Genomic DNA, 21,897 nt, shown 5'->3' with positions numbered 1-21,897 from the left:
CTCTGATAATGCTTGGGCAATAGTTTTCTTTTCCCGTCAGCAGGCGGGAAGTGATTCACTGTGTGAGGATGATTCAGAAATGGGAAAGGGCGCTATGGTAATGGAAGGTAAGCGATTCGTCACCTTAGAATCACATCCGCAGCGCCTTCTTTTGCTTAAAATAACCCCATCTGACCTGTAATGAGTGTAGCAAAATCGTCATGAAGGAAAGGCAAAATGCCATCGGCCACCGGTTCCAGCTGGCGTTCGATGTAGTGGTCGTAATCGACCGGTGACTGGCGGTTCTCCAACGGCTCCGGCCCGGAGGTGGTCATCACGTAGCTTATCCACCCGCCGTTCTGGTACTGTTTTGCGCGACCATGCTGCACATTATACTCATCCGCCAGCCGGGCGGCGCGCACATGCGGCGGCACATTTTTCTCATAATCACTGAGCTTCCGGCGCAGGCGTTTACGGTACACCAGCTTGTCGTCCAGCTCGCCGTTGAGCGTGCATGCCACATAATCGCGGACATAATCCTGATAGGGTTGCTGATGGAAAATCCGCTGATACAGCTCTTGCTGAAACTCCTGCGCCAGCGGCGTCCAGTCGGTACGCACCGTTTCCAGCCCCTTATAAACGATATGTTCGCCGTCGGCGTCTTTCACCAGCCCGGCATAACGCTTTTTACTGCCGGTTTCAGAACCGCGGATCGTCGGCATCAGAAAGCGTTGATAATGCGTTTCGAATTCCAGCTCCAGCGCGCTTTCCAGCCCGTATTCCTGCTGCAAATGCTTTTTCCACCAGGTGTTCACCTGCTCCACCAAACGGCGGCCAATCACATTGGCGTCTTCCTGTGAATGCGCCTGATTGAGCCAGACAAAGGTAGAATCCGTATCGCCATAAATCACCTGATAGCCTTCTGCCTCAATCAGCTCGCGGGTCTGGCGCATGATATCGTGCCCGCGCAGCGTAATAGAAGAAGCCAGACGCGGATCGAAGAACCGGCAGCCGCTCGAGCCGAGCACGCCATAAAAGGCGTTCATGATGATTTTCAGCGCCTGCGACAGGGGTTTGTTATTGTGTTTTTTCGCGGCTTCGCGCCCCTGCCAGATCTGGCTGACGATTTCCGGCAGGCAATGTTTTTCCCGTGAAAAACGGGCGTTGCGGTAGCCGGGAACAGAATGTTCATCGTCCGGCTGTTGCAGACCTGCCACCAGCCCGACCGGGTCGATCAGGAATGTACGGATAATCGACGGGTACAGACTTTTATAATCGAGTACCAGCACAGAATCGTATAAGCCGGGGCGGGAATCCATCACGAATCCGCCTGGGCTCATTTCACCTTCCAGCTCGCCCAGATTTGGCGCGACGTATCCTGCGCGGTGCATGCGCGGTAAATAGAGGTGGGTAAAGGCGGCGACTGAACCGCCGCTGCGGTCGGCGGCCAGCCCGGTTACAGACGCGCGTTCAAGAAGAAACGGCATCAGCTCGGTTTTGGCAAAAATGCGCGTGACCAGCTCGCAGTCTTTCAGGTTGTAACGTGCCAGCGCGGGTTTGTTTTCACGAAAACGTTGTTCGATTTCGGCCAGACGCTGATACGGGTTATCGCTGGATTTCCCTTCGCCTAATAAACTTTGCGAGACGAATTCAAGACTGAAGGAATTGAAGTTCCAGAAGGCGGATTTCAGGGCTTCAATACCGTCGATAATCAGGCGGCCTGCGGCGGCGGCAAAAAAATGCCCCTGTTTGAAGCCGTGCTCGCGCCATTCCAGCTCACCGCCGCCGCGCCCGAATTTGAGCGGGATTTTGTAGCGGTCGGCATGCTTTTGTAAAACGCGCAGATCGAACTGTATGACACTCCAGCCGATAATCGCATCCGGATCGTAAGTTTCCAGCCACTCGTTGAGCTTTTGCAGCAGTTGCGGACGGCTGTCGACGTATTCGAGATTGAAATCGAACTGACTGTCCGGGTCACCGTTCGGCGGCCCGAGCATATAAACGTGGCGCTGCCCGCAGCCTTCCAGCCCGATGCAATACAACTCGCCGTTACCGCTGGTTTCGATATCCAGAGAACAGAGTTTCAGCGGCGGGCGGTATTCCTGCGCCGGTTTCATCTTCGTGTCGACCAGCAGATTGCCCGCCCCCGGTTTGCCGCTGAACCACACCGGCGCGGTGATATAACGCTCCATCAGAAAACGTTCCGGCGGGCGGATATCCGCTTCATAGACCCTGACGCCGTTCTCCTTTAACAGCTTTTCAATGCGCATTAACTGCCGGTGTTGCGGGCAATACAGGCCGAGAACCGGTCGGGAATGGAAATCCTGCAACGGTAATTCACGCAAACTGACATTTTTTTCTTCGGCCAGCAGACGTTCAGCCTGCGCGCGCTGTTCCGCCGGAATAAAGGCCACCGACTCCTGCAACGGCAGACGAACTTTCTGCGGTCCGCTGTCAGTCGCCAGCCACAGTTCCACTTCCGTGCCACGCGGCGTGTCGCGCCAGTGGCGGGTCAGCACGAATCCCTGACGCGGTGACGTGTCAGTGGTAGGTGTGGCGGAAGGAGTGGATTGTGCGTTAATAAGCGCCTCGGAAGCGGAATGAAAAATCAATGACAGAGTATGGTTATTTATACAGTCTTTGTCCACGACTCTGGATTCTGCCAAATACGCATACAATTACTGGGTTGACGGCAATACTTCAGGCGCTGACAATTCAGCCGCTTGATGTATTTACTACAATCAAAGTTCAGAAAACTGACACTAGTCTCATTATTTATCCGTACTGATGCTCTATGCCTTTTGCGTCACAATTACTGGGAATATATGGAAGCCTATTTACAACATCTGGTCGCTCAGTCGGTGGGCTTTGCTTTAATTATTGTCGCCGTGGTGGCTTTTTTCGAATCGCTGGCGCTGGTCGGGCTGATTCTGCCCGGCACGGTGATGATGGCGACACTCGGGACGCTGATCGGCAGCGGTCAGGTCGGCTTGTACGAAGCGTGGCTGGCCGCCGGGCTTGGTTGCTTTTTTGGCGACTGGGCGTCTTACTTCATCGGGCGGCGTTTTAAAGAACCGCTGCATCAGTGGAAATTCCTGCAACGCTATCAGTCATTGCTTGATAAAACCGGGCACGCGCTTGATCGCCACAGCTTTGCGACGGTGATTATTGGCCGCTTCATTGGGCCGACGCGTCCGCTGGTGCCGCTGGCTGCCGGTATGCTGAACCTGCCGCCGTATAAATTTGCGCCGCCGAATATCATCGGCTGCATCACCTGGCCGCCAGTCTATTTTTTGCCGGGAATTCTGGCCGGCGTCGCGATCGACATTCCGACCGGCCATAACAGCGCGGTCTTTAAATGGATGCTGTTTGCGGCCTTCGTGCTTCTCTGGCTGAGCGCCTGGCTTCTCTGGCGCTGGTTCCGTGCTGGAAAAGCCGCGCCGGACGCGATGACAAAATGGTTACCGCTGCCGCGCCTGCGCGTAGTTTGTGTGCTGAGTCTGGTCGCGACGGCGGTGAGCATCGTGATGCTCAGTAAACAGCCGATGATGCCGGTTTATGGTCATTTATTGTGGAAAGTGATTACCCGCTGACAGGAGCGGCAATATCTTGCAAAAAGCCTTGTGCAGGATATTGCCGCATTATTTCGGTTTGCGTGAAAATAATATCGTCTGCTAATTGTTCGTGATAACGTGTCCCCGTAAACGCCTCGCCTTACTGTTTAATATTGACTTTATTTCCTGAATTTGAACTCACTCTCATATCTGACCGATAGTTTATTTCCCCTTTCGGTTTTGCTGCTTTGCGATATTTTATAATTATTTGTTTTGTATAGATAAAAATCCTCTTTTGGCTATTTATAGGTAAAAGCTATAAATGCCCCGCCAAATCAATATTGGTTTAGCCCTTTACTCATCGTGAATACTCCCAGCGCTCTGACATTTGAATCTTATATGCACATCTTTCTGGAATGTGCATTTCTGGCTAAGGGAATTAAGCGCGATGAAGAAATTAATTAAATATACATTACCTCTGGCATTAACATTTTTAGCGCCTGCCGCTCAGGCTGAATATTTATGGGGCTTCTTCGATACCGGTTTGCATTATCTGGACTGGACACAAAACACCACGCACCGGACCGGAATGAAATCGCATAAAGATGACTTTTTCTATCTTGAACTGGAAGGCGGTGCGGGATTTACCTGGGGCGAAACTTACGGCTTCTTCGATCTGGAAAATCCGCTGAATAAAGAGCATGACCAGCCGGGAGATGAACAGCGTTATACCTTCAAAAGCACCAACCGGTTCTATCTGGGTCATTCAGGTTTTAATCTTTACGGCCATTTATATGGCACCTACAGCGCGCCGCTCGGCGTGCATTTCCATGATGTCATGGCGTTATACGGAATAGGTTACAACATTAAAGCGGGTAACTTCTGGTATAAGCCTTTTATCGCCAAACGTTATACCGATCAGACGTATTACACCGGCGATAATGGCTATGTATTTGGCTGGGCCGCCGGATATGACTTTACCGCGTGGGGCGAGAATTTCAGCCTGACCAACTGGACGGAATATGAGTTTGACCGCGCCGACCAATATGCTGCCGGTAACGGCGGAAAAGAAGGCGTCAACGGCGGCGCGGGTTTCTGGTGGAAGCCCAATCCCAGCCTTACGGTCGGATTACAGTATCGCTATGCGGATAATAAATTGGGTGAAAGTTTCCTCCAGGACGGAATTATCTACTCCATAAAATATAACTTCTGATCTGCTCGCATCGCATCGCATTGTTCATGCTCTCCTGAAAGGAAATAAAATGACAATACAAATCCGGTTGAAAATTATGTTCTTTCTTCAATTCTTTATCTGGGGTTCCTGGCTGGTCACGCTGGGTTCTTATATGATCAACACATTGCATTTTACCGGGGCTCAGGTTGGATTAGTTTATGGCGCAAAAGGTATTGCCTGTATTATTATGCCCGGCATCGTCGGTATTATTGCGGACCGCTGGGTAAAGGCCAATAAACTGTATGCGCTATGTCATTTCTTCGGTGCGGTTGCCTTATTTACCGCGGCCGGTATTGCAGATCCTCATCTGATGTTCTTTGCGATGTTATTTAATGCCATGGTGTATATGCCGACCATCGCGTTATCCAATACCATTTCCTATATTTGCCTTGAGAAAGCCGGGCTGGATACGGTGAAAAATTTCCCTCTGGTCCGGGTGTTTGGCACGGCCGGGTTTATTTTTGCAATGTGGGTTATCAGCCTTTCCGGTTTTGAGCTCAGCAATATTCAGCTGTATATCGCATCGGGTATCTCGGTGGCGCTGGCTCTGTACGCCTTAACGCTGCCGTCTTGCCCGACGTCCTGCGTGAAAAAAGGCAGCTCGTGGGTGACCTTGCTGGGGCTTGATGCGTTTGTGTTGTTCCGCCAGAAGAAGATGGCCATTTTCTTCCTGTTCGCCATGCTGCTCGGCGTTTCCCTGCAAATCAGCAACACGTTTGCCAGCCCGTTTATGCATGATTTCTACCGCAATCCGCTCTTCCACGACAGCCTGGTGGTGAAGTATCCGTCCATTCTGTTGTCGATGTCCCAGATTGCTGAAGTCTTCTTTATTCTGACCATCCCGTTCTTCCTGTCCCGGTTTGGGATCAAGCGGGTCATGATGATCAGCATGGCGGCCTGGACGCTGCGCTTCGCACTGTTCGCTTTCGGCGATCCGTCGTTTGGTGGGATGATTTTCCTGTTGTTGTCGATGCTGGTGTACGGCTGCGCGTTCGACTTTTTCAACATTTCAGGGGCGATTTTCGTTGAAAAAGAAGTGGCGCATAATATCCGCGCCAGTGCTCAGGGCTTATTTATGACGATGGTGAACGGCGTCGGGGCGTATGTCGGTGCCATAGCCAGCGGGCATGTAGTCGATCACTTTACGGTAGATGGCGTGAAAGACTGGCAAAGTATCTGGCTTTCCTTTGCCGCTTATACCGTGGTTCTGGTGATCGTTTTTGCCTTCACGTTTAAGTACAAACATAACCCGAGAGCATTCACCAAACCGGTTCTCAGCCACTAATATCCGGCCGCCGGATGCCCAGCACTTTAGCTTCCGGCGCGGTACCGTCAGCCAGCGCCTGCGTCGGGCCATCGTAGAAAATCCTGCCATCCACAATCAGCAAGGTGCGCGGCGCAATACGCGCCGCATCGTCCAGATTGTGCGACACCATCAGCAGCGTGAGATTACGCTGCTCACACACTTTATCCAGCAAACTCAGCATTTCGCTGCGCAGCGCAGGGTCGAGTGCGGAAAACGGCTCGTCGAGCAGCAAAACCGGCTGACTGCGTAACAGGCAACGCGCCAGGGCCACGCGCTGACGCTGCCCGCCGGAAAGCTGCGACGGCAGGCGTTCCAGACAATCTTCCAGCCCGACCTGCCGGGCGATTTCCTCTAATGCCTGCTTTTGCTGCGCGCTGAGTTTCAGCCCCGGGTGCAGCCCCAGTCCCATGTTCTGGCGTACGGTCAGATGCGAGAACAGATTGTTTTCCTGAAACAGCATTGAAACCGGACGTTTGGCCGGGGGCGTCGCGCTGTGATCGGCACCGTTCAGCAAAATCTGTCCGCTGACCGGCGTCAGAAAACCCGCCACCAGGCTGAGCAGGGTACTTTTCCCCGCACCGCTCGGGCCAAGGATCGCCACACGTTCACCCGCCGCGATGTGCAGATCAAAGCGCATCGGTAAATGTTCGTACAGGTAGGTCAGTTTATTCAGCGTCAGCATGGCGGCCCGGCAATTTCTCAATCAGGGTAAATAACAGGAAGCATAGCAGCAGGAGTAAAAGCGCCGTGACCGCACCGTCCTGGCTGCGATAGGAACCCATCTGCTGATACAGATAAAACGGCAGGGTGCGGAAATTCTCGTTGCCGAATAAGGCAATCACGCCGAAATCCCCCAGCGACAGCACACAGGCAAATGCCAGTGCCTGTGCGATCGGGCGTTTCAGCGCGCTCATTTCCACCCAACGCAGACGCTGCCAGCCGCGCATATCGAGCGAAATACACAGCGGGTTATAGCGCTCCGCCACATCACGCATCGGGTTATCCAGCACTTTTAATGCGTAAGGTACCGCCATCAGCGCATTGGTCATGATAACCAAAGGCCACGGGGATTGCGGCAATCCGGTGGTATCACCGAGCAGCAGGAAAAAACCGGTCGCCAGCACGATGCCCGGCATCGCGAGGATCAGCATTCCGCTGAGATCCATCGCCTGCGCCCAGCCATTTTTCTGGCGTAAACGCAGCTCGCGGCTGCTCCACAGCAACATCATCGTCAGCAACATACACAATAATCCGCTGCCCAGCGCGATACGGACTGACGTCCATAAAGCCTGCCACAGCGCGGGTTGTTGCAGCACGCTGACGGCGGCGCGATTTATACCATCTAAAACCACAGCCAGCAGCGGCGGCAGGATCAGCAGTAAAGCCAGACCAATCAGCAGGCCGTCGGTAATGCGGCGCAGCGGGGAATCATCCGGATTGCGCCAGCGCTGAGCATGGGTCTGACCGACCGGCAGCGCCTGGCTGAGTTTCTGGCTGAGCAGAACCAGCGTCAGACAACAAAACAGCTGGATGAGCGCCAGCGTGGCCGCGCGACTTAAATCGTAGTCGTAACTCAGTGCCTGATAAATGGCGAGTTCAATGGTGGTCGCCTGCGGACCGCCGCCCAGTGAAAGCACGGTGGCGAAACTCGCGAAACACAGCATGAATATCAGGGCAGCGGCGGGGAAAATCTGACGTCGGATCGCAGGCCATTCCACAAAGCGGAATTGCTGCCAGGCATTCATCCCGAGCTGCGCAGCCAGCTGCCGCTGTTCGATGGCGATATTTTCCAGCGCCTGTAATAAAAGACGGGTTGCCAGCGGCAGATTAAAAAATACGTGCGCCAGCAAAATGCCCTGTAAACCGTACGGCGAAAAACGGTAATCCACGCCCAGCCAGTTGCAAATCTGCGCCAGCCAGCCCTGTCTTCCGTATACGCTGAGAATGCCGAACACCGCGACTAAAACCGGCAATACCAGCGTCATCGCGCACAATCGTAATAACAGCTGACGACCTGGGAAACGGCGGCGGAAGAGGGTGCGCGCCAGCAAAATAGCGGGCAGCACCGAGCAGAGCGCCGAAAGCAGCGCCTGCCAGAAGGTGAAACGGATGACGTGCCAGAGATACTGATCCTGCCACGCAGACACGCCGCTTATTTGTGGCGCATGACGCCACAACGAGCCTAATGCCAGCGCGGCGACCAGCAGCATCGCCAGTGACGCCACCGCGCCCGGCCACAGCCAGCGGGGGATCAACGGCTGACGGCGTTCTGCCATGCCTGAATCCATTCGCCGCGGTGAGAAGCTACATCCTGTGCGCTGTATTGCAGGGATTTTGCCGGTACGGTCAGCTGTTTGAAGGCATCAGGCAGTGGCGTGCTGATCACCGGATACATCCAGTTGCCGGTCGGAATGACTTTCTGGAAATCTTCAGTAGTGACGAATTTCATGAACTGTTCAGCCAGTTTCGGCTGTTTGCTGCTGGCCAGCTGACCCGCGACTTCCACCTGCATGTAATGACCTTCAGCGAAGTCAGCGGCGGCATAATTATCTTTCTTCTCTTCAACAATATGATAGGCCGGAGAAGTGGTGTAGCTCAGCACCAGATCGCTTTCGCCTTTGAGGAACAGGCCGTAAGCCTCGCTCCAGCCTTTGGTGACGGTCACGGTTTTCGCCGCCAGTTTTTGCCACGCTTCAGGCGCTTTGTCGCCATAGACTTTTTGCATCCACAGCATCAGGCCAAGACCCGGCGTGCTGGTGCGCGGATCTTCGTAAATCACTTTCCATTTCTGGTCGCTGTTGATCAGCTCATCGAGGCTTTTTGGCGGGTTTTTCAGTTTGTTTTTGTCATACACGAACGCGAAATAGCCGTAGTCGTAAGGCACAAACGTCGTGTTATTCCAGCCACCCGGCACCGTCAGTTGAGCATCAGTTTTCGGTGCTTTGGCAAACAGGCCGGTTTGCTCAGCGGCCTGCAACAGGTTGTTATCCAGACCGAGCACTACGTCCGCTTTAGTGTTTTTGCCTTCCATCCGCAGACGGTTCAGCAGAGATACGCCATCTTCCAGCGCGACATATTTCAGTTCGCAGCCGCACTGTGCCTCAAAGGCTTTTTTGATCGCCGGGCCGGGGCCCCAGTCGGCAGAGAAGGAATCGTAGGTATATACCGTCAGAACGGGTTTTGCAGCAAAGGCAGGTGCAGAAAGTAACAGCAGACAGGACAATATTTTTTTCAACTTTGCGCTCCAAAAAAGAAAAGGGGCAAAGGATTTTGAGTGAGCTTCGCACAGTCTCAAATCCCTCCGCCGGGGTTAACCGGATCAGGTTCGACGGGTATCAGGTCTCAGCCATATTTAAACGTGCTGCGCGTGTGTTGATCGGGCGTCGTGCAGTGCTCGAAATGCTCACGTACTTTGTGTACGCTCCGCTTTCTGTGCGCTGTACTTCACCCGCTGAACACGCGCTCGCGGCGTTTAAAAATAGAGGTCATTCTTCAATACAAAAGAAGTCGCTCGGGCACCCCGTTGAGAACGGATGTCATTCTAGAGATTAACGGCGCAATGCGATAGTCCGATTAGCTGTCGGGTGGCGCGAACCAGGCAGATTTGAAGTCGAACCAGCCGAGGGTGTTCATCCGCACGCCGCGCATACTGCGCTGGCCTTGTAAAACCAGCCAGTGATGAAACAGCGGATGAATGTGATGGCTGGCGATCTGCTTCTGGCTCCAGTCGGCAATTGAAAGCTTTCCGGCGTGCCATAACGCGGCGTCTTCATTCATCGTTTGCGGGAAACAATACGCCAGCAGCGGCAGTTCGTAGAATGAGGCAAACAGCGAAAACTCCAGCGGCAACGTGAAGTTGGCGCTACCCAGCCATAGATCGGTTTTCACGCCGCCGCGGTACCACACCGCATAATCGACAATCTGGATCACCAGCTCAATGCCTTCTGCCGCCAGCAGCGGACGCAGTGCGTTGCAGATAGCGTGATGTTCTGAGTGCTCGTTATAAAACGTCAGCGTGACCTGCGTCAGACCGTCAGGTTTGGGCGGGCGGGGAAGCAGCGCTTTATGATGCCAGCGCGGCAACAGGCCGTACGCCGGCGACCAGTAACGCTGATAAACCGGTTCAGCAGCGTTGAGCAGCGCAATCGGATTGAACAAATCGCACAGCCACTGGCGCGTTTGTGCGTTTTGGCCGACCGGCGAACGCTGGTCGAAAAGCAGGAAATAACAACCTTCCTCAAGGCGGCTTTCAAGCTCGCTTTTGCCGGATTCATCGGCCTGAAGCTGGACGCCGGAATGCACCAGTTCCTCACTGAGTTCAGGTAGAACCCAGATATTGACCTCATCGATCAGCGCCCGGAATCCAAAATATTCGTCAAACGCGCGGATCCGCAGCTGCGTTTTCTGATTTCGTACCACGGCATACGGGCCGGTTCCCACCGGATGGCGGGCAAAATCGGGCAACGACTCCCACTCCTGTGGCAGGATTGTCGCGTGGATATTCCCGAACAGCCACGGCAGCCAGTGGTCGGGCGCGTTCAGATGAATGTCGATGACGTTTGGCGTTAATGAGATCACCGAGACGATATTGCCGAATAAGCGGTGTGATTTGAGACGAGCGAAGGTGGTAATAATATCGGCCATTTCCAGCTCACGACCATGATGAAAATGAATAGCCGGACGCAGATAGAACCGCCAGTGCAGCGCAGAGATTTCCTGCCAGTGATGGGCCAGATCGCCTTCTACTTCCCCGTTTTCCTCATTTATGCGCGTCAGCCCGCTGAAAATCTGTCGCGCGATGTGTGTTTCTGAGCGGCGCAACATGGTGCCGGGCAGCAGATTAAACAGCGGGCGATAGTACAGTACGCGAAGAATATGTTTGCCCTGACGGAAGCTGCGTCCCAGCTGGGATAACAGCATCTGGCGCACCATGTTTTTATCGCCAACCAGTTGTACCAGCTGATCAATCCGATCCTGTTCAAGCAGTTCTTCGGCGCGTTGCTGCTGAAGCGCCAGACCGGTGTACAAAAAGGTCAGCTTTGACCGCTTACCGCGCCCGGCCTCTGCATCCCAGTTGAGCCAGCCCTGTTCCTGCATGGTGCTGAGCAGGGACCGCATATGTCGCCGCGAGCAGTTCAGGATTTCCGATAACGCCAGCAAAGTGGTTTCGGTTTCTTCGCCGTGGCAGCTTTGCCACAATCTGATGAACTGCTGTTGCAAACGGGACGAGGTCATAAAAGAGGAACTCCGGAGGAAATCTCATCAATTTATCTTTCCTCATATTACCCCGATACTGATCTCCAACGAAAGCCAGTCATCAAGGTCAGGAGGTCATCATGAAAAACACGCTAACCGCCCGTTTCTATCAGCGTTACTTCGCTGCCGTCAGCAGAAATGCGGGCAGAAATCATGCTGACTGGCTGTCATGGGTTCCGGTGGAATACCGTTTAGACATTCTCTCCCGCCTGACGCAGTGGGACATCGCCTCGCAGGACGATGAGCAATACCGCCGTCATTTATAACTCGCAGGCGCGGCCGGATTCGATTTTCTGAGTAATGGTGTAATGTCACCAGCCAGTGGGGTAACTCACTGGTTTTTTTCTATTGATTATCCCCTTCACCCTTCGAGTTGCATATGCGTTGGCCGCTCTTGCTCACCCGAATCACTGACTCATGTCAGCTCATCGGGATTCGCGAGATTGCCGCCTTCCTGCAACTCGAATTGTTTTGGGTATACACTGTATGTTTCGTTGTAAGACTTTCATTTCTCAGGGATGGCGTTATGTCTAAACCTCGTATTAATGCAATTTATGTCACCTTTCTGGTGGTGTCCTTGCTGTGTGGTGTCGCGGGCGCGTTGCAGGCGCCGACGCTTAGCCTGTTTCTGACCAATGAAGTGAAAGTCCGGCCAATGTGGGTCGGTTTCTTTTATACCGTCAACGCGATTGCCGGGATTGCGATCAGCTTTCTGCTGGCTAACCGCTCGGATAACAAAGGCGACCGCCGCAAATTGCTGATGTTTTGCTGCCTGATGGCCATCGGCAACAGCCTGGTATTTGCTTTCAGCCGTGATTATCTGGTGCTGATCACCGTTGGTGTTTTGCTGGCGGCCATCGGGAATGCGGCGATGCCGCAGCTGTTTGCGCTGGCGCGTGAACACGCCGACCGTTCATCCAGCGAAGTCGTCATGTTCAGCTCTATGATGCGTGCGATGCTCTCACTGGCGTGGGTACTGGGCCCGCCGTTGTCGTTCATGCTGGCGCTGAATTACGGTTTCACGCCGATGTATCTGAGTGCGGCCACGGTGTTTGTCGGCAGCATACTGATGATTGCGTTTTTCCTGCCGTCCGTGCCACGCCTCGAACAACCGGTGGATGAAAAAGTCGTGCCGGTCAGCGCGTGGCGGAACAAAGATGTACGTCTGCTGTTTTTCGCGTCATTGTTGATGTGGACGTGCAATATCATGTACATCATTGATATGCCGCTGTATATCACCAGTGAGTTAGGTTTGCCGGAAGGGCTGGCGGGCTTATTGATGGGAACGGCGGCAGGGCTGGAAATTCCGGCTATGCTGGTAGCAGGCTATCTGGTTAAGCATTTTGGTAAGCGAAAACTGATGTTGTACGCGGTGGCAAGCGGGGTTATTTTCTATGCCGGTCTGGTGGCATTCCCGTTCAAAGCCGCACTGATGATCCTGCAACTGTTTAACGCGATTTTCATTGGCATCGTGGCCGGTATTGGCATGCTGTATTTTCAGGATCTGATGCCGGGACGCGCCGGTTCGGCGACCACGTTATTCACCAATAGCATCTCGACCGGCGTGATTTGCGCAGGTTTGCTGCAGGGCGTGATCGTGGAGAACTTTGGCCATTATCCGGTGTATTGGGCTGCGACAGTTCTGGCGGTTCTGGCGCTTGGCCTGATGTTTAAAGTCAAAGACGTCTGACCGCACTAAAAGAAGAAACCCGCGAAGTTCGCGGGTTTTTTTATGTCTGACGTACGGTAATCAGTGCATAAATGCAGGCTGATTTTTCTCGTAGCCGGAGATGTTCTCTTCGTGCTGCAAGGTCAGGCCGATGCTGTCCAGACCGTTAATCATGCAGTGACGGCGGAAGCTGTCGATGACAAACGGATAGCTTTTGTTACCGGCTTTCACGGTTTGCGCTTCCAGATCCACTTCGAACTGAATGCCTTCGTTGTCTTTCACCAGTTGGAAAAGCTCGTCGACTTCCGTTTCGCTCAGCGTGATGGGCAGCAACTGGTTGTTGAACGAGTTGCCGTAGAAGATATCAGCAAAACTCGGGGCGATCACCGCATGGAAACCGTAATCAGTCAGTGCCCATGGCGCATGCTCACGGGATGAGCCGCAACCAAAGTTTTCGCGCGCCAGCAAAATGCTCGCGCCTTTGTAGCGCGGTTTGTTCAACACGAAATCCGGGTTAGGCACCTGACCGGCGTCATCCAGAAAACGCCAGTCATTGAACAGATGCTGGCCGAAACCGGTGCGGGTCACTTTCTGCAAAAACTGTTTCGGGATAATCGCATCAGTATCGACGTTAGCTGCATCCAGCGGAACCACCAGACCGATGTGTTGGGTAAATTTAGCCATGGTGTTTTCCTCAGTTCAGTTCACGGATATCAGCGAAGTGGCCGGTGACCGCTGCTGCGGCAGCCATTGCCGGGCTGACCAGATGCGTGCGTCCGCCACGGCCCTGACGGCCTTCGAAGTTACGGTTGCTGGTAGACGCGCAACGTTCGCCCGGTTCCAGGCGGTCGTTGTTCATCGCCAGACACATGGAGCATCCCGGCAGACGCCATTCAAAACCGGCTTCGATGAAGATCTTATCCAGACCTTCTTCTTCCGCCTGCGCTTTTACCGGACCGGAACCCGGAACCACAATCGCCTGCACACCCGTCGCGACTTTACGGCCTTTGGCAATCGCTGCCGCAGCACGTAAATCTTCGATACGGGAGTTGGTGCAGGAACCGATGAAGACTTTGTCGATTGCGACGTCGGTCAGTTTAATACCCGGCTGCAAATCCATGTACGCCAGCGCTTTCTCAGCGGAAGCGCGTTCTACCGGATCGGCAAAGGAAGCAGGATTTGGGATCACCTGATTAACGGCCATCACCTGACCCGGGTTGGTGCCCCAGGTAACCTGTGGCGCGATTTCAGAGGCGTCCAGCGTCACGATGGTGTCAAACTTCGCGCCGTCTTCGGTTTTCAGGGTTTTCCAGTATTCTACAGCGGCGTCCCAGTTCTGCTCTTTCGGCGCAAACTGGCGGCCTTTCAGATAAGCAAACGTGGTTTCATCCGGCGCAACCAGACCGGCTTTCGCACCCATTTCAATCGCCATATTGCACAGGGTCATACGACCTTCCATGCTCAGCGCTTCAATGGCTTTACCGCAGAATTCCACCACGTGGCCGGTACCACCCGCACTGCCGGTTTTACCGATAATTGCCAGTACGATGTCTTTCGCCGTGATGCCCGCAGGCGCTTCGCCGGTGACTTCAATCTTCATGGTTTTCGCGCGACCTTGTTTCAGGGTTTGCGTCGCCAGAACGTGTTCAACTTCAGACGTCCCGATACCGAAGGCCAGTGAACCAAATGCACCGTGCGTAGCGGTATGGGAGTCGCCGCACACGATGGTCATGCCCGGCAACGTCATACCCTGCTCAGGGCCGATGACGTGAACGATGCCCTGGAACGGGTGATTCAGGTCATACAACTGCACGCCAAATTCCGCACAGTTTTTGATTAATTCCTGCATCTGAATGCGCGCCATTTCGCCACTCGCATTGATGTCTTTGGTTTGGGTGGATACGTTGTGATCCATCGTCGCAAAGGTTTTGCCCGGCTGACGCACAGGACGCCCCATCGCGCGCAAGCCGTCGAATGCCTGCGGAGAGGTCACTTCGTGAACCAGATGGCGGTCGATGTATAACAATGGCGTTTCGTTTTGCGCTTCGTAAACGACGTGAGCATCAAACAATTTTTGGTACAAAGTCTTGGCCATGTTACGCCCCTTCTTTCACAAAGCGGGCAATAATGTCGCCCATTTCACTGGTGCCCAACGCCTGCTGGCCGTTCGCCAGATCACCGGTACGGTGGCCTGCTTCCAGTGCTTTATTGACGGCCTGTTCGACTGCATTTGCCGCGTCATCCGCGCCCAGGCTGTAACGCAGTAACAGCGCTGCGGACAGGATTTGTGCAATCGGGTTAGCGATGTTTTTACCGGCGATATCCGGTGCAGAACCGCCTGCCGGTTCAAACAGACCAAACGCCTGCTCGTTCATGCTGGCAGAAGGCAACATACCCATAGAACCGGTGATCATCGCGCATTCGTCGGACAGGATGTCGCCGAACAGGTTGGAACACAGCAGCACGTCAAACTGGGACGGATCTTTAATCAGCTGCATGGTCGCGTTGTCGATATACATGTGGCTCAGGCTGACGTCCGGATAATCCTTCGCGATTTCGTTGACCACTTCGCGCCACATAATAGAGGTCTGCAACACGTTGGCTTTATCAATGGAGGTCACTTTGCTGCGGCGTTTGCGCGCAGATTCAAACGCGATACGTGCAATACGTTCAATTTCGAAGCGGTAATAGACTTCGGTATCAAACGCTTTTTCGTGCTGACCCTGACCTTCGCGGCCTTTCGGCTGTCCGAAGTAAATACCGCCGGTCAGTTCGCGGACACACAGAATGTCGAAGCCTTTTGCGGCAATGTCGGCACGCAGCGGGCAAAACTCTTCCAGTCCCTGATACAGACGGGCAGGGCGCAGGTTGCTGAACAATTTGAAGTGCTTACGCAGTGGCAATAATGCGCCACGCTCAGGCTGATCGTTTGGTGGCAAATGTTCCCATTTCGGGCCGCCGACGGAGCCAAACAGAATGGCATCAGCTTGTTCGCAACCCGCAACGGTGGCTTCCGGCAACGGGCTGCCGTGTTTATCGATGGCTGCGCCACCGACGTCATATTCGCTGGTGGTAATTTTCAGGCCAAAGCGCTGACGCACTGCGTCCAGAACTTTATAGGCCTGGGCCATAACTTCCGGGCCAATTCCGTCTCCGGGTAAGACGGCAATATGATGGGTCTTGCTCATGTTCACACCGTTTCCTGATTATTTTGAATGTTGTTGTGTTGCTGACTTTGCTGCTGCAAACGTTGTTTTTCGATCTCAACTTGTTTGCTGCGCCAGATGTTGTTCAGTACGTGCACCATCGCTTGTGCGGAGGATTCGACGATGTCTGTCGCCAGACCCACGCCGTGGAAGCGGCGGCCATTAAACGAAACGACAACGTCGACCTGGCCCAGTGCGTCGCGACCCTGACCTTTTGCACTCAGCTGGTATTTGACCAGCTCAATCTGATAGCCGGTGATGCGGTTGATGGCCTGATAGACAGCATCGACCGGGCCGTTGCCGGTGGCGGCTTCGGTCATGATTTCTTCGCCACAGGCCAGATTCACAGAAGCCGTTGCGGTAATTTTGGAACCTGACTGCACGCTGAAGTTATCCAGACGATAGAATTCCGGCTCTTCCTGCTGCTTATTAATGAAGACCAGTGCTTCTAAATCGTAGTCGAAAACCTGACCTTTTTTGTCGGCCAGCTTCAGGAATGCGGTATACAGATGATCCATGTTGTAATCGGATTCTTTATAGCCCATTTCTTCCATACGATGCTTCACGGCCGCGCGGCCGGAGCGGGAAGTCAGGTTCAGCTGAATCTGGTTCAGACCGATAGATTCCGGCGTCATGATTTCGTAGTTTTCGCGGTTTTTCAGCACACCGTCCTGATGAATACCGGAGGAATGTGCGAACGCATTAGACCCGACAATCGCTTTGTTGCCAGGGATAGGCATATTGGTAATCTGGCTGACAATCTGGCTGGTGCGGTAGATTTCTTTGTGATTGATGTTGGTATGAACGTTCATGTAGTCGCTGCGTGTGCGGATTGCCATGATCACTTCTTCCAGCGCGGTATTCCCGGCGCGTTCGCCGATACCGTTCAGCGTACCTTCAACCTGACGCGCACCGGCCTGAATGGCGGCGATGGAGTTACCGACCGCCATGCCCAGATCATCATGGCAGTGAACGGAGATAATCGCTTTATCGATGTTAGGCACGCGTTCGTACAGGTTAGTAATGATGCCGCCGAACTGAACCGGCGTGGTGTAACCGACCGTATCAGGAATGTTAATGGTGGTCGCACCGGCTTTAATCGCAGCTTCTACGACGCGGCACAGATTGTCCAGCGGCGTACGGCCTGCATCTTCGCATGAGAATTCAACGTCATCGGTGTAGTTACGGGCGCGTTTCACGGAGTGAATCGCCATATCCAATACCTGATCAAATGAACGCTTCAGTTTGGATTCAATATGCAGGGTAGAGGTTGCCAAAAAGACGTGGATACGGAACGCTTCGGCCACACGCAACGCTTCGGCTGCGGCATCAATGTCACCGTCTACGCAACGGGCCAGACCGCAAACACGGCTGTTTTTAATCTGGCGCGCGATGGTTTGTACAGACTCGAAATCGCCAGGAGAAGAGACCGGGAAGCCGACTTCCATGACATCCACGCCCATTCTTTCCAGCGCCATTGCAATTTGAATCTTCTCTTTCACACTCAGGCTGGCCTGTAACGCCTGTTCACCATCACGCAGTGTGGTATCGAAAATAATGACTTGCTCGCTCATGGGTTATTCCTTGTCTGTTTTATTTTCGCGCCCTGCGGGGAGATAAAAAAAAACCCGCGCATCGGCGCGGGTTTATTGTCTGTGGAAGTTAAAATCAGTTGTGATTTTCGCCCACTGGCTTACCGCGCAAATTTTCTGCGTTGAGTAGTAGGCCTAGGAGACGGGTAATCATGAACATGTTTTCAGCTTCTCATAATCGGGTGGTAAGAACGGATATCGTCCAAACAGTGCCTAAAGTGATACGGGAATGTCCTTTGTATGTCAACCTTCACTGTGTGGAAATCGCGAAAAACCTTGCAAATGATATTTTGTCTCATTTAGCATAAAAAACTGGTTGCCGGAGCCTGTCCGGCGCAAAGCTTTTTGCGGTTTTTTCCCTCGCTCTGCGTATATAAAAAGGCCAAAAAGAGACACCAGTTTTAAACAGCGAGGTAAATTACCTTTCTAATACAGGAGATTAGGAATGATGTAGTTTTGCTTAACTTATTATTCATTTTTCGCATGTTGTTTACCCAACTATTTTATTGTCTTATATCATCAGTTTTTAAGGGGGAAGTGAGATTCATATTTCCCTTTATGATTATTAGGAAAGACGTTTCTATATCTTTTCCTAATTAACATGATGAAATTTCACGGATTTACCGGTCATTGTTTCTGCAGGTCTGATATTCCTCCAAGTCCTGTTTTTATAAAGCAAGTTATTAACGTCATGACTCCTTTTATTGGAGTCATTTTGATGGAGAACTTCATGTCAGATATCACTACAGAAATTAAAACTAAGCAGCCGGAAGCCGAAACACATCTTCGTAATGTGGATTTGAATTTACTCACGGTATTCGATGCTGTAATGCAATTACAGAATATTACCCGTGCTGCCAATATGCTGGGAATGTCCCAGCCCGCAGTCAGTAATGCAGTAGCCCGGCTGAAAGTGATGTTCAATGATGATTTATTTGTGCGTTATGGCCGTGGCATTCAGCCCACCATGCGCGCCCGCCAACTTTTCGGACCTGTCCGCCAGGCTTTGCAACTGGTCATGAATGAGTTGCCCGGTGCCGGTTTTGACCCCAATATCAGTATGCGCCAGTTTAATGTGGCGATTTGCAGCCCGCTGGATAAACGCCTGACGTCTCAGGTTTTAAATGCCATTGATACATTATCAACCGGCGTCAGCATCAAATTGCAGACCATCGTCAATGATAATATCGAGCATCAGCTGCGTTACCAGAATATTGAGTTTATGATCAGTTATCGTAAATTTGAGCGTGCCGATTTTTGTAATCAGGCATTATTTAATGACGAACTCGTTCTGGTCGCCGCGAAAAATCATCCGCGTATTAGCCCGCATATGTCAGATGAAAAATATCTGAAAGAAAAACACGCCGTGATGGTTCTGGATCGTTTCTATTCCTTCAGTTCGGCTTATTACGACGATCCTGAGTTGCAATCTCTAATTACTTATCAGGGAACCGATCTTTTCAGCGTAATGGAAATTGTGTCTAAGACTGATATGGTCGCCCTGGTTCCGCGCTGGCTGGCACAATCAAATGCCGGAATGCTCAATTTATCCGTGATCCCTCTGCCGTGGATGAAGAATCATCTGACCTGCTACCTTTCCTGGCATGAATCTTCCAGCAAAGATAAAGGGAATATGTGGATGAAATCTTTATTAAGCCAATGCGTTTTGTCCTTGTAGTAAGCCAACGAATCACACTTTTACTGAGGCTTAGGCTGAAGTAAAAGTGGCTGGTTATGAAGTTCTTTGGAGTTTTTTATCCTGCCTGTTTTTTTAACCTCGTTAAAAACAGGCAGGTTTTTTTTGCAATAAAAAACATCCGTTTCCCTTTCCAAAAGCGCGTTGCGCACCCACAATTTAATTTCATCGTGCACGGTTTGCCGGTAGACTGCGTTAAATTTTTGTAATGACGTTATGCAGTCAGATCCTCCTCCTTTCCTGATTACGCTGGATGCCGGTACAAACACTCAATGAATCCAACCTTAAATAACTATCATCTGATTACCCGTTTTCGCCAGCAAATCAGTGCCCGTGCTGAGCAGATTGCTTTCCGTGAATGGACCTCTGCGGCAGAAACCTCCCTGACCTGGCGCGAGCTTGGCGAAAAAGTGGATGCCCTGTCCGACGTGTTATTGCAGGAACAGGTGAGTGTTCAGGAACGCATCGCGATTTGCGGAAATAACTCCATGGCGTGGGCCATCGCCGATCTGGCGATCCTCCAGTTACGTGCCGTAACCGTGCCCATTTATGCAACGAATACGCCTTCCCAGTCGGCTTATGTGCTCAATGATGCCGATATCCGCATTCTGTTTGTTGTGGGCCAGAAACAGTATGACGCGGCGGTTGCCTTGCGCGATTTGTGTCCACAGCTGAAACATATTTTTGTGCTGGACAGCAGCGTTGACCTGCGCGGTATCGCGATGGCCCGTCACGTTTCCCAGCTTGTTCCGCAAGACCGGCTGATTTCTGCCGAACGTGAAGTCCGCGTGAATGCCAGCAATCTGGATGATTTATTCACGCTGATTTACACCTCGGGCACTACCGGCGAGGCGAAAGGCGTCATGCTCGATTACACCAGCATGGCGACGCAACTCCGGCAACATGAAGAACGCCTGAGCATTTCGGACAGCGATGTTTCGCTGTGTTTTCTGCCGCTGGCGCACGTCTTTGAACGGGCCTGGAGTTTTTTTGTGCTCCACTCCGGCGCGCAGAATGTTTTCCTGCGGGAAACCGATCTGGTTCGCGATGCGTTGCAGGCAGTTAAACCAACGGTCATGTGCGCCGTTCCGCGCTTCTATGAAAAAGTCTTCAGCGCGATCCACGATAAAGTTGCGCGTTCGGGCTCGCTGAAAAAACGACTTTTCCACTGGGCGGTGGCGCAGGGCAAAGAAAAGTATCTGACGGAACGTCGCGGCGAACGTTATTCGTTCTGGCTTTCTCCGGCTCATTTTCTGGCGGACAAGCTGGTGCTGAAAAAGCTGCGTGGATTACTCGGCGGGAATTTGCGTTTTCTGCCTGCTGCCGGTGCGAGCCTTGATGACAATGTCATTATGTTTTTCGAATCTCTCGGGCTGCACATTAAATACGGTTATGGCCTGACGGAAACCTGCGCCACGGTGACCTGCTGGGAAGAAAAAGATTTTCGTTTTGGATCTGTAGGAACGGCGTTGCCTGAGATCGAAGTGCGCATTGGGGATGAAAATGAAATCCAGGTGCGCGGCCCGATGTTGCTGCGGGGTTATTTTAATAAGCCAGCTGAAACTGCCGCCAGTTTTACCGCTGATGGCTGGTTCAAAACCGGCGATGCGGGGAAAATGGACGAGCAGGGCAACGTATTCATTACTGAACGTCTCAAAGATCTGATGAAAACGTCGGGCGGAAAATACATCGCGCCGCAACGGATCGAAGGCACGCTGGTGCAGGATCGTTACATTGAACAGGCGGCGGTAATTGCCGATGAACGGCATTTTGTTTCCGCGCTGATCGTGCCGGATTTTGATGTGCTGAACATGTATGCACAGGCGCATCACATTGATTATTTCAACCGCGACGGGCTGGTGAAAAACGAACAGATCCTGTCGCTCTTTGCGCATCAGTTGCGTGAAATCCAGCACGATCTGGCCGGTTTTGAGCAGGTGAAAAAGTTTGTGCTACTGACCAAACCTTTCACGATGGAAGCCGGTGAGCTGACGCCGACGCTCAAACTGCGACGGAAGATCATTTTCAGCCGCTATCAGCAGGAAATTGATCAGCTTTATCGCGAGTAACTGCGAACCTGCCGTTTACCGCTTTTCTGCTAAAAAGACCGGCCGACGCCCGTTTGCCGGTTTCCTCCTGATTTCTATGTCAGCCCCGGACATAATTTAATACTGTAATTTTTCCGACCTTCCTGATATTTCTGACTGGTTCCCGCACGCAGGCAGTGTTTTGTCCCGAACGGGCGAGTGAAGTCAGCGTGAGGCAAAAAAACAACAGTTCCGGACAATTTTTGGCGTTTGCCTGACTCAGGTTCTGACGCTAAGGTACTGAGTTAGATTCGTGAACGCCAATAAGAACAGCAGGGTTTTTTAAGCCCGAAAGAAAGTCCTAAAATTCAGCGAATT

Annotated in this window: 16 protein-coding genes and 1 riboswitch; of the genes, 7 read left to right on the top strand and 9 right to left on the bottom strand. The window is 52.5% G+C overall.

Annotated features, from left to right (window positions below):
* Window positions 1-155: 155 nt before the first annotated feature.
* The gene (locus tag J8X26_RS01925) at window positions 156-2,561 is read right to left on the bottom strand and encodes a DNA polymerase II (RefSeq protein ID WP_208950043.1); all 2,406 of its coding nucleotides are present in this window, start codon (window positions 2,559-2,561) and stop codon (window positions 156-158) included.
* Between the two features lie 243 nt (window positions 2,562-2,804).
* On the opposite strand from J8X26_RS01925, the gene J8X26_RS01920 reads away from it, so the two are divergent.
* From J8X26_RS01920 to J8X26_RS01910, 3 genes are all read left to right on the top strand, one after another.
* A complete protein-coding gene (locus J8X26_RS01920; RefSeq protein ID WP_152325155.1) occupies window positions 2,805-3,572 on the top strand; it encodes a DedA family protein in 768 nt (255 codons plus the stop codon).
* A gap of 409 nt (window positions 3,573-3,981) precedes the next feature.
* Window positions 3,982-4,746 carry an outer membrane protein OmpK gene (locus J8X26_RS01915; protein WP_208950018.1) on the top strand — a complete coding sequence of 255 codons (765 nt, stop codon included), beginning with the start codon at window positions 3,982-3,984 and terminating at the stop codon, window positions 4,744-4,746.
* Window positions 4,747-4,795: 49 nt separating this feature from the next.
* Window positions 4,796-6,052, top strand: a complete 1,257-nt coding sequence (locus tag J8X26_RS01910; protein WP_208950017.1) for a nucleoside permease — start codon at window positions 4,796-4,798, stop codon at window positions 6,050-6,052.
* Here J8X26_RS01910 and thiQ read toward each other — a convergent pair.
* The 4 genes from thiQ to sgrR all read right to left on the bottom strand — a co-directional run bounded on the left by thiQ (window position 6,042) and on the right by sgrR (window position 11,308).
* A complete protein-coding gene (thiQ, locus tag J8X26_RS01905; RefSeq protein WP_208950016.1) occupies window positions 6,042-6,755 on the bottom strand; it encodes a thiamine ABC transporter ATP-binding protein ThiQ in 714 nt (237 codons plus the stop codon). The genes J8X26_RS01910 and thiQ overlap by 11 nt on opposite strands.
* Complete coding sequence (gene thiP / locus J8X26_RS01900) at window positions 6,739-8,349, bottom strand: thiamine/thiamine pyrophosphate ABC transporter permease ThiP (protein WP_208950015.1); 1,611 nt, start codon at window positions 8,347-8,349, stop codon at window positions 6,739-6,741. Before thiP ends, thiQ begins: the two co-directional genes overlap by 17 nt.
* Entirely contained in the window at window positions 8,325-9,308 is a 984-nt protein-coding gene (thiB, locus tag J8X26_RS01895) for a thiamine ABC transporter substrate binding subunit (RefSeq protein WP_165058986.1), read from the bottom strand. Before thiB ends, thiP begins: the two co-directional genes overlap by 25 nt.
* Window positions 9,309-9,351: 43 nt before the next feature.
* Window positions 9,352-9,606, bottom strand: a riboswitch (TPP riboswitch).
* Between the two features lie 40 nt (window positions 9,607-9,646).
* A complete protein-coding gene (gene sgrR, locus J8X26_RS01890; RefSeq protein ID WP_152325149.1) occupies window positions 9,647-11,308 on the bottom strand; it encodes an HTH-type transcriptional regulator SgrR in 1,662 nt (553 codons plus the stop codon).
* A 101-nt stretch (window positions 11,309-11,409) separates the two neighbouring features.
* Between sgrR and sgrT the strand changes: the two genes are divergently transcribed.
* A complete protein-coding gene (sgrT, locus tag J8X26_RS01885; protein WP_152325148.1) occupies window positions 11,410-11,595 on the top strand; it encodes a glucose uptake inhibitor SgrT in 186 nt (61 codons plus the stop codon).
* Window positions 11,596-11,855: 260 nt separating this feature from the next.
* A complete protein-coding gene (locus J8X26_RS01880; RefSeq protein ID WP_208950014.1) occupies window positions 11,856-13,019 on the top strand; it encodes an MFS transporter in 1,164 nt (387 codons plus the stop codon).
* A 60-nt stretch (window positions 13,020-13,079) separates the two neighbouring features.
* Here the strand turns inward: J8X26_RS01880 and leuD are convergent, their stop codons facing one another.
* The 4 genes from leuD to leuA are packed head-to-tail and all read right to left on the bottom strand — an operon-like array spanning window position 13,080 to window position 17,778.
* Entirely contained in the window at window positions 13,080-13,682 is a 603-nt protein-coding gene (leuD, locus tag J8X26_RS01875) for a 3-isopropylmalate dehydratase small subunit (RefSeq protein WP_152325146.1), read from the bottom strand.
* Between the two features lie 10 nt (window positions 13,683-13,692).
* Window positions 13,693-15,093, bottom strand: a complete 1,401-nt coding sequence (leuC, locus tag J8X26_RS01870) for a 3-isopropylmalate dehydratase large subunit (protein WP_101075152.1) — start codon at window positions 15,091-15,093, stop codon at window positions 13,693-13,695.
* Window position 15,094: 1 nt separating this feature from the next.
* Window positions 15,095-16,186 carry a 3-isopropylmalate dehydrogenase gene (gene leuB, locus J8X26_RS01865; RefSeq protein WP_152325144.1) on the bottom strand — a complete coding sequence of 364 codons (1,092 nt, stop codon included), beginning with the start codon at window positions 16,184-16,186 and terminating at the stop codon, window positions 15,095-15,097.
* 2 nt (window positions 16,187-16,188) lie between these two features.
* Window positions 16,189-17,778 carry a 2-isopropylmalate synthase gene (gene leuA, locus J8X26_RS01860; protein WP_152325143.1) on the bottom strand — a complete coding sequence of 530 codons (1,590 nt, stop codon included), beginning with the start codon at window positions 17,776-17,778 and terminating at the stop codon, window positions 16,189-16,191.
* A 748-nt stretch (window positions 17,779-18,526) separates the two neighbouring features.
* Here leuA and leuO point away from each other — a divergent pair.
* Together leuO and J8X26_RS01845 are read left to right on the top strand one after the other, a co-directional pair.
* Entirely contained in the window at window positions 18,527-19,474 is a 948-nt protein-coding gene (leuO, locus tag J8X26_RS01850) for a transcriptional regulator LeuO (RefSeq protein ID WP_152325142.1), read from the top strand.
* 290 nt (window positions 19,475-19,764) lie between these two features.
* The gene (locus J8X26_RS01845; protein WP_208950013.1) at window positions 19,765-21,561 is read left to right on the top strand and encodes a long-chain fatty acid--CoA ligase; all 1,797 of its coding nucleotides are present in this window, start codon (window positions 19,765-19,767) and stop codon (window positions 21,559-21,561) included.
* Window positions 21,562-21,897: the final 336 nt, after the last annotated feature.

Origin of the sequence: Rahnella sp. ChDrAdgB13, from assembly GCF_017655185.1 — a bacterium.
In the GTDB taxonomy this organism is placed as follows: domain Bacteria; phylum Pseudomonadota; class Gammaproteobacteria; order Enterobacterales; family Enterobacteriaceae; genus Rahnella; species Rahnella contaminans.
This window is presented reverse-complemented; position numbering and strand designations above follow the sequence as displayed.

Bases quoted from the DNA above. Each gene is read 5' to 3' on its own strand.
- leuC (WP_101075152.1), bottom strand. From the start codon at position 15,093: ATGGCCAAGACTTTGTACCAAAAATTGTTTGATGCTCACGTCGTTTAC.
- J8X26_RS01915 (WP_208950018.1), top strand. From the start codon at position 3,982: ATGAAGAAATTAATTAAATATACATTACCTCTGGCATTAACATTTTTA.
- sgrT (WP_152325148.1), top strand. From the start codon at position 11,410: ATGAAAAACACGCTAACCGCCCGTTTCTATCAGCGTTACTTCGCTGCC.
- J8X26_RS01910 (WP_208950017.1), top strand. From the start codon at position 4,796: ATGACAATACAAATCCGGTTGAAAATTATGTTCTTTCTTCAATTCTTT.
- sgrR (WP_152325149.1), bottom strand. From the start codon at position 11,308: ATGACCTCGTCCCGTTTGCAACAGCAGTTCATCAGATTGTGGCAAAGC.
- J8X26_RS01920 (WP_152325155.1), top strand. From the start codon at position 2,805: ATGGAAGCCTATTTACAACATCTGGTCGCTCAGTCGGTGGGCTTTGCT.
- J8X26_RS01845 (WP_208950013.1), top strand. From the start codon at position 19,765: ATGAATCCAACCTTAAATAACTATCATCTGATTACCCGTTTTCGCCAG.
- leuA (WP_152325143.1), bottom strand. From the start codon at position 17,778: ATGAGCGAGCAAGTCATTATTTTCGATACCACACTGCGTGATGGTGAA.
- leuB (WP_152325144.1), bottom strand. From the start codon at position 16,186: ATGAGCAAGACCCATCATATTGCCGTCTTACCCGGAGACGGAATTGGC.
- J8X26_RS01880 (WP_208950014.1), top strand. From the start codon at position 11,856: ATGTCTAAACCTCGTATTAATGCAATTTATGTCACCTTTCTGGTGGTG.
- leuD (WP_152325146.1), bottom strand. From the start codon at position 13,682: ATGGCTAAATTTACCCAACACATCGGTCTGGTGGTTCCGCTGGATGCA.
- thiQ (WP_208950016.1), bottom strand. From the start codon at position 6,755: ATGCTGACGCTGAATAAACTGACCTACCTGTACGAACATTTACCGATG.
- thiP (WP_208950015.1), bottom strand. From the start codon at position 8,349: ATGGCAGAACGCCGTCAGCCGTTGATCCCCCGCTGGCTGTGGCCGGGC.
- leuO (WP_152325142.1), top strand. From the start codon at position 18,527: ATGTCAGATATCACTACAGAAATTAAAACTAAGCAGCCGGAAGCCGAA.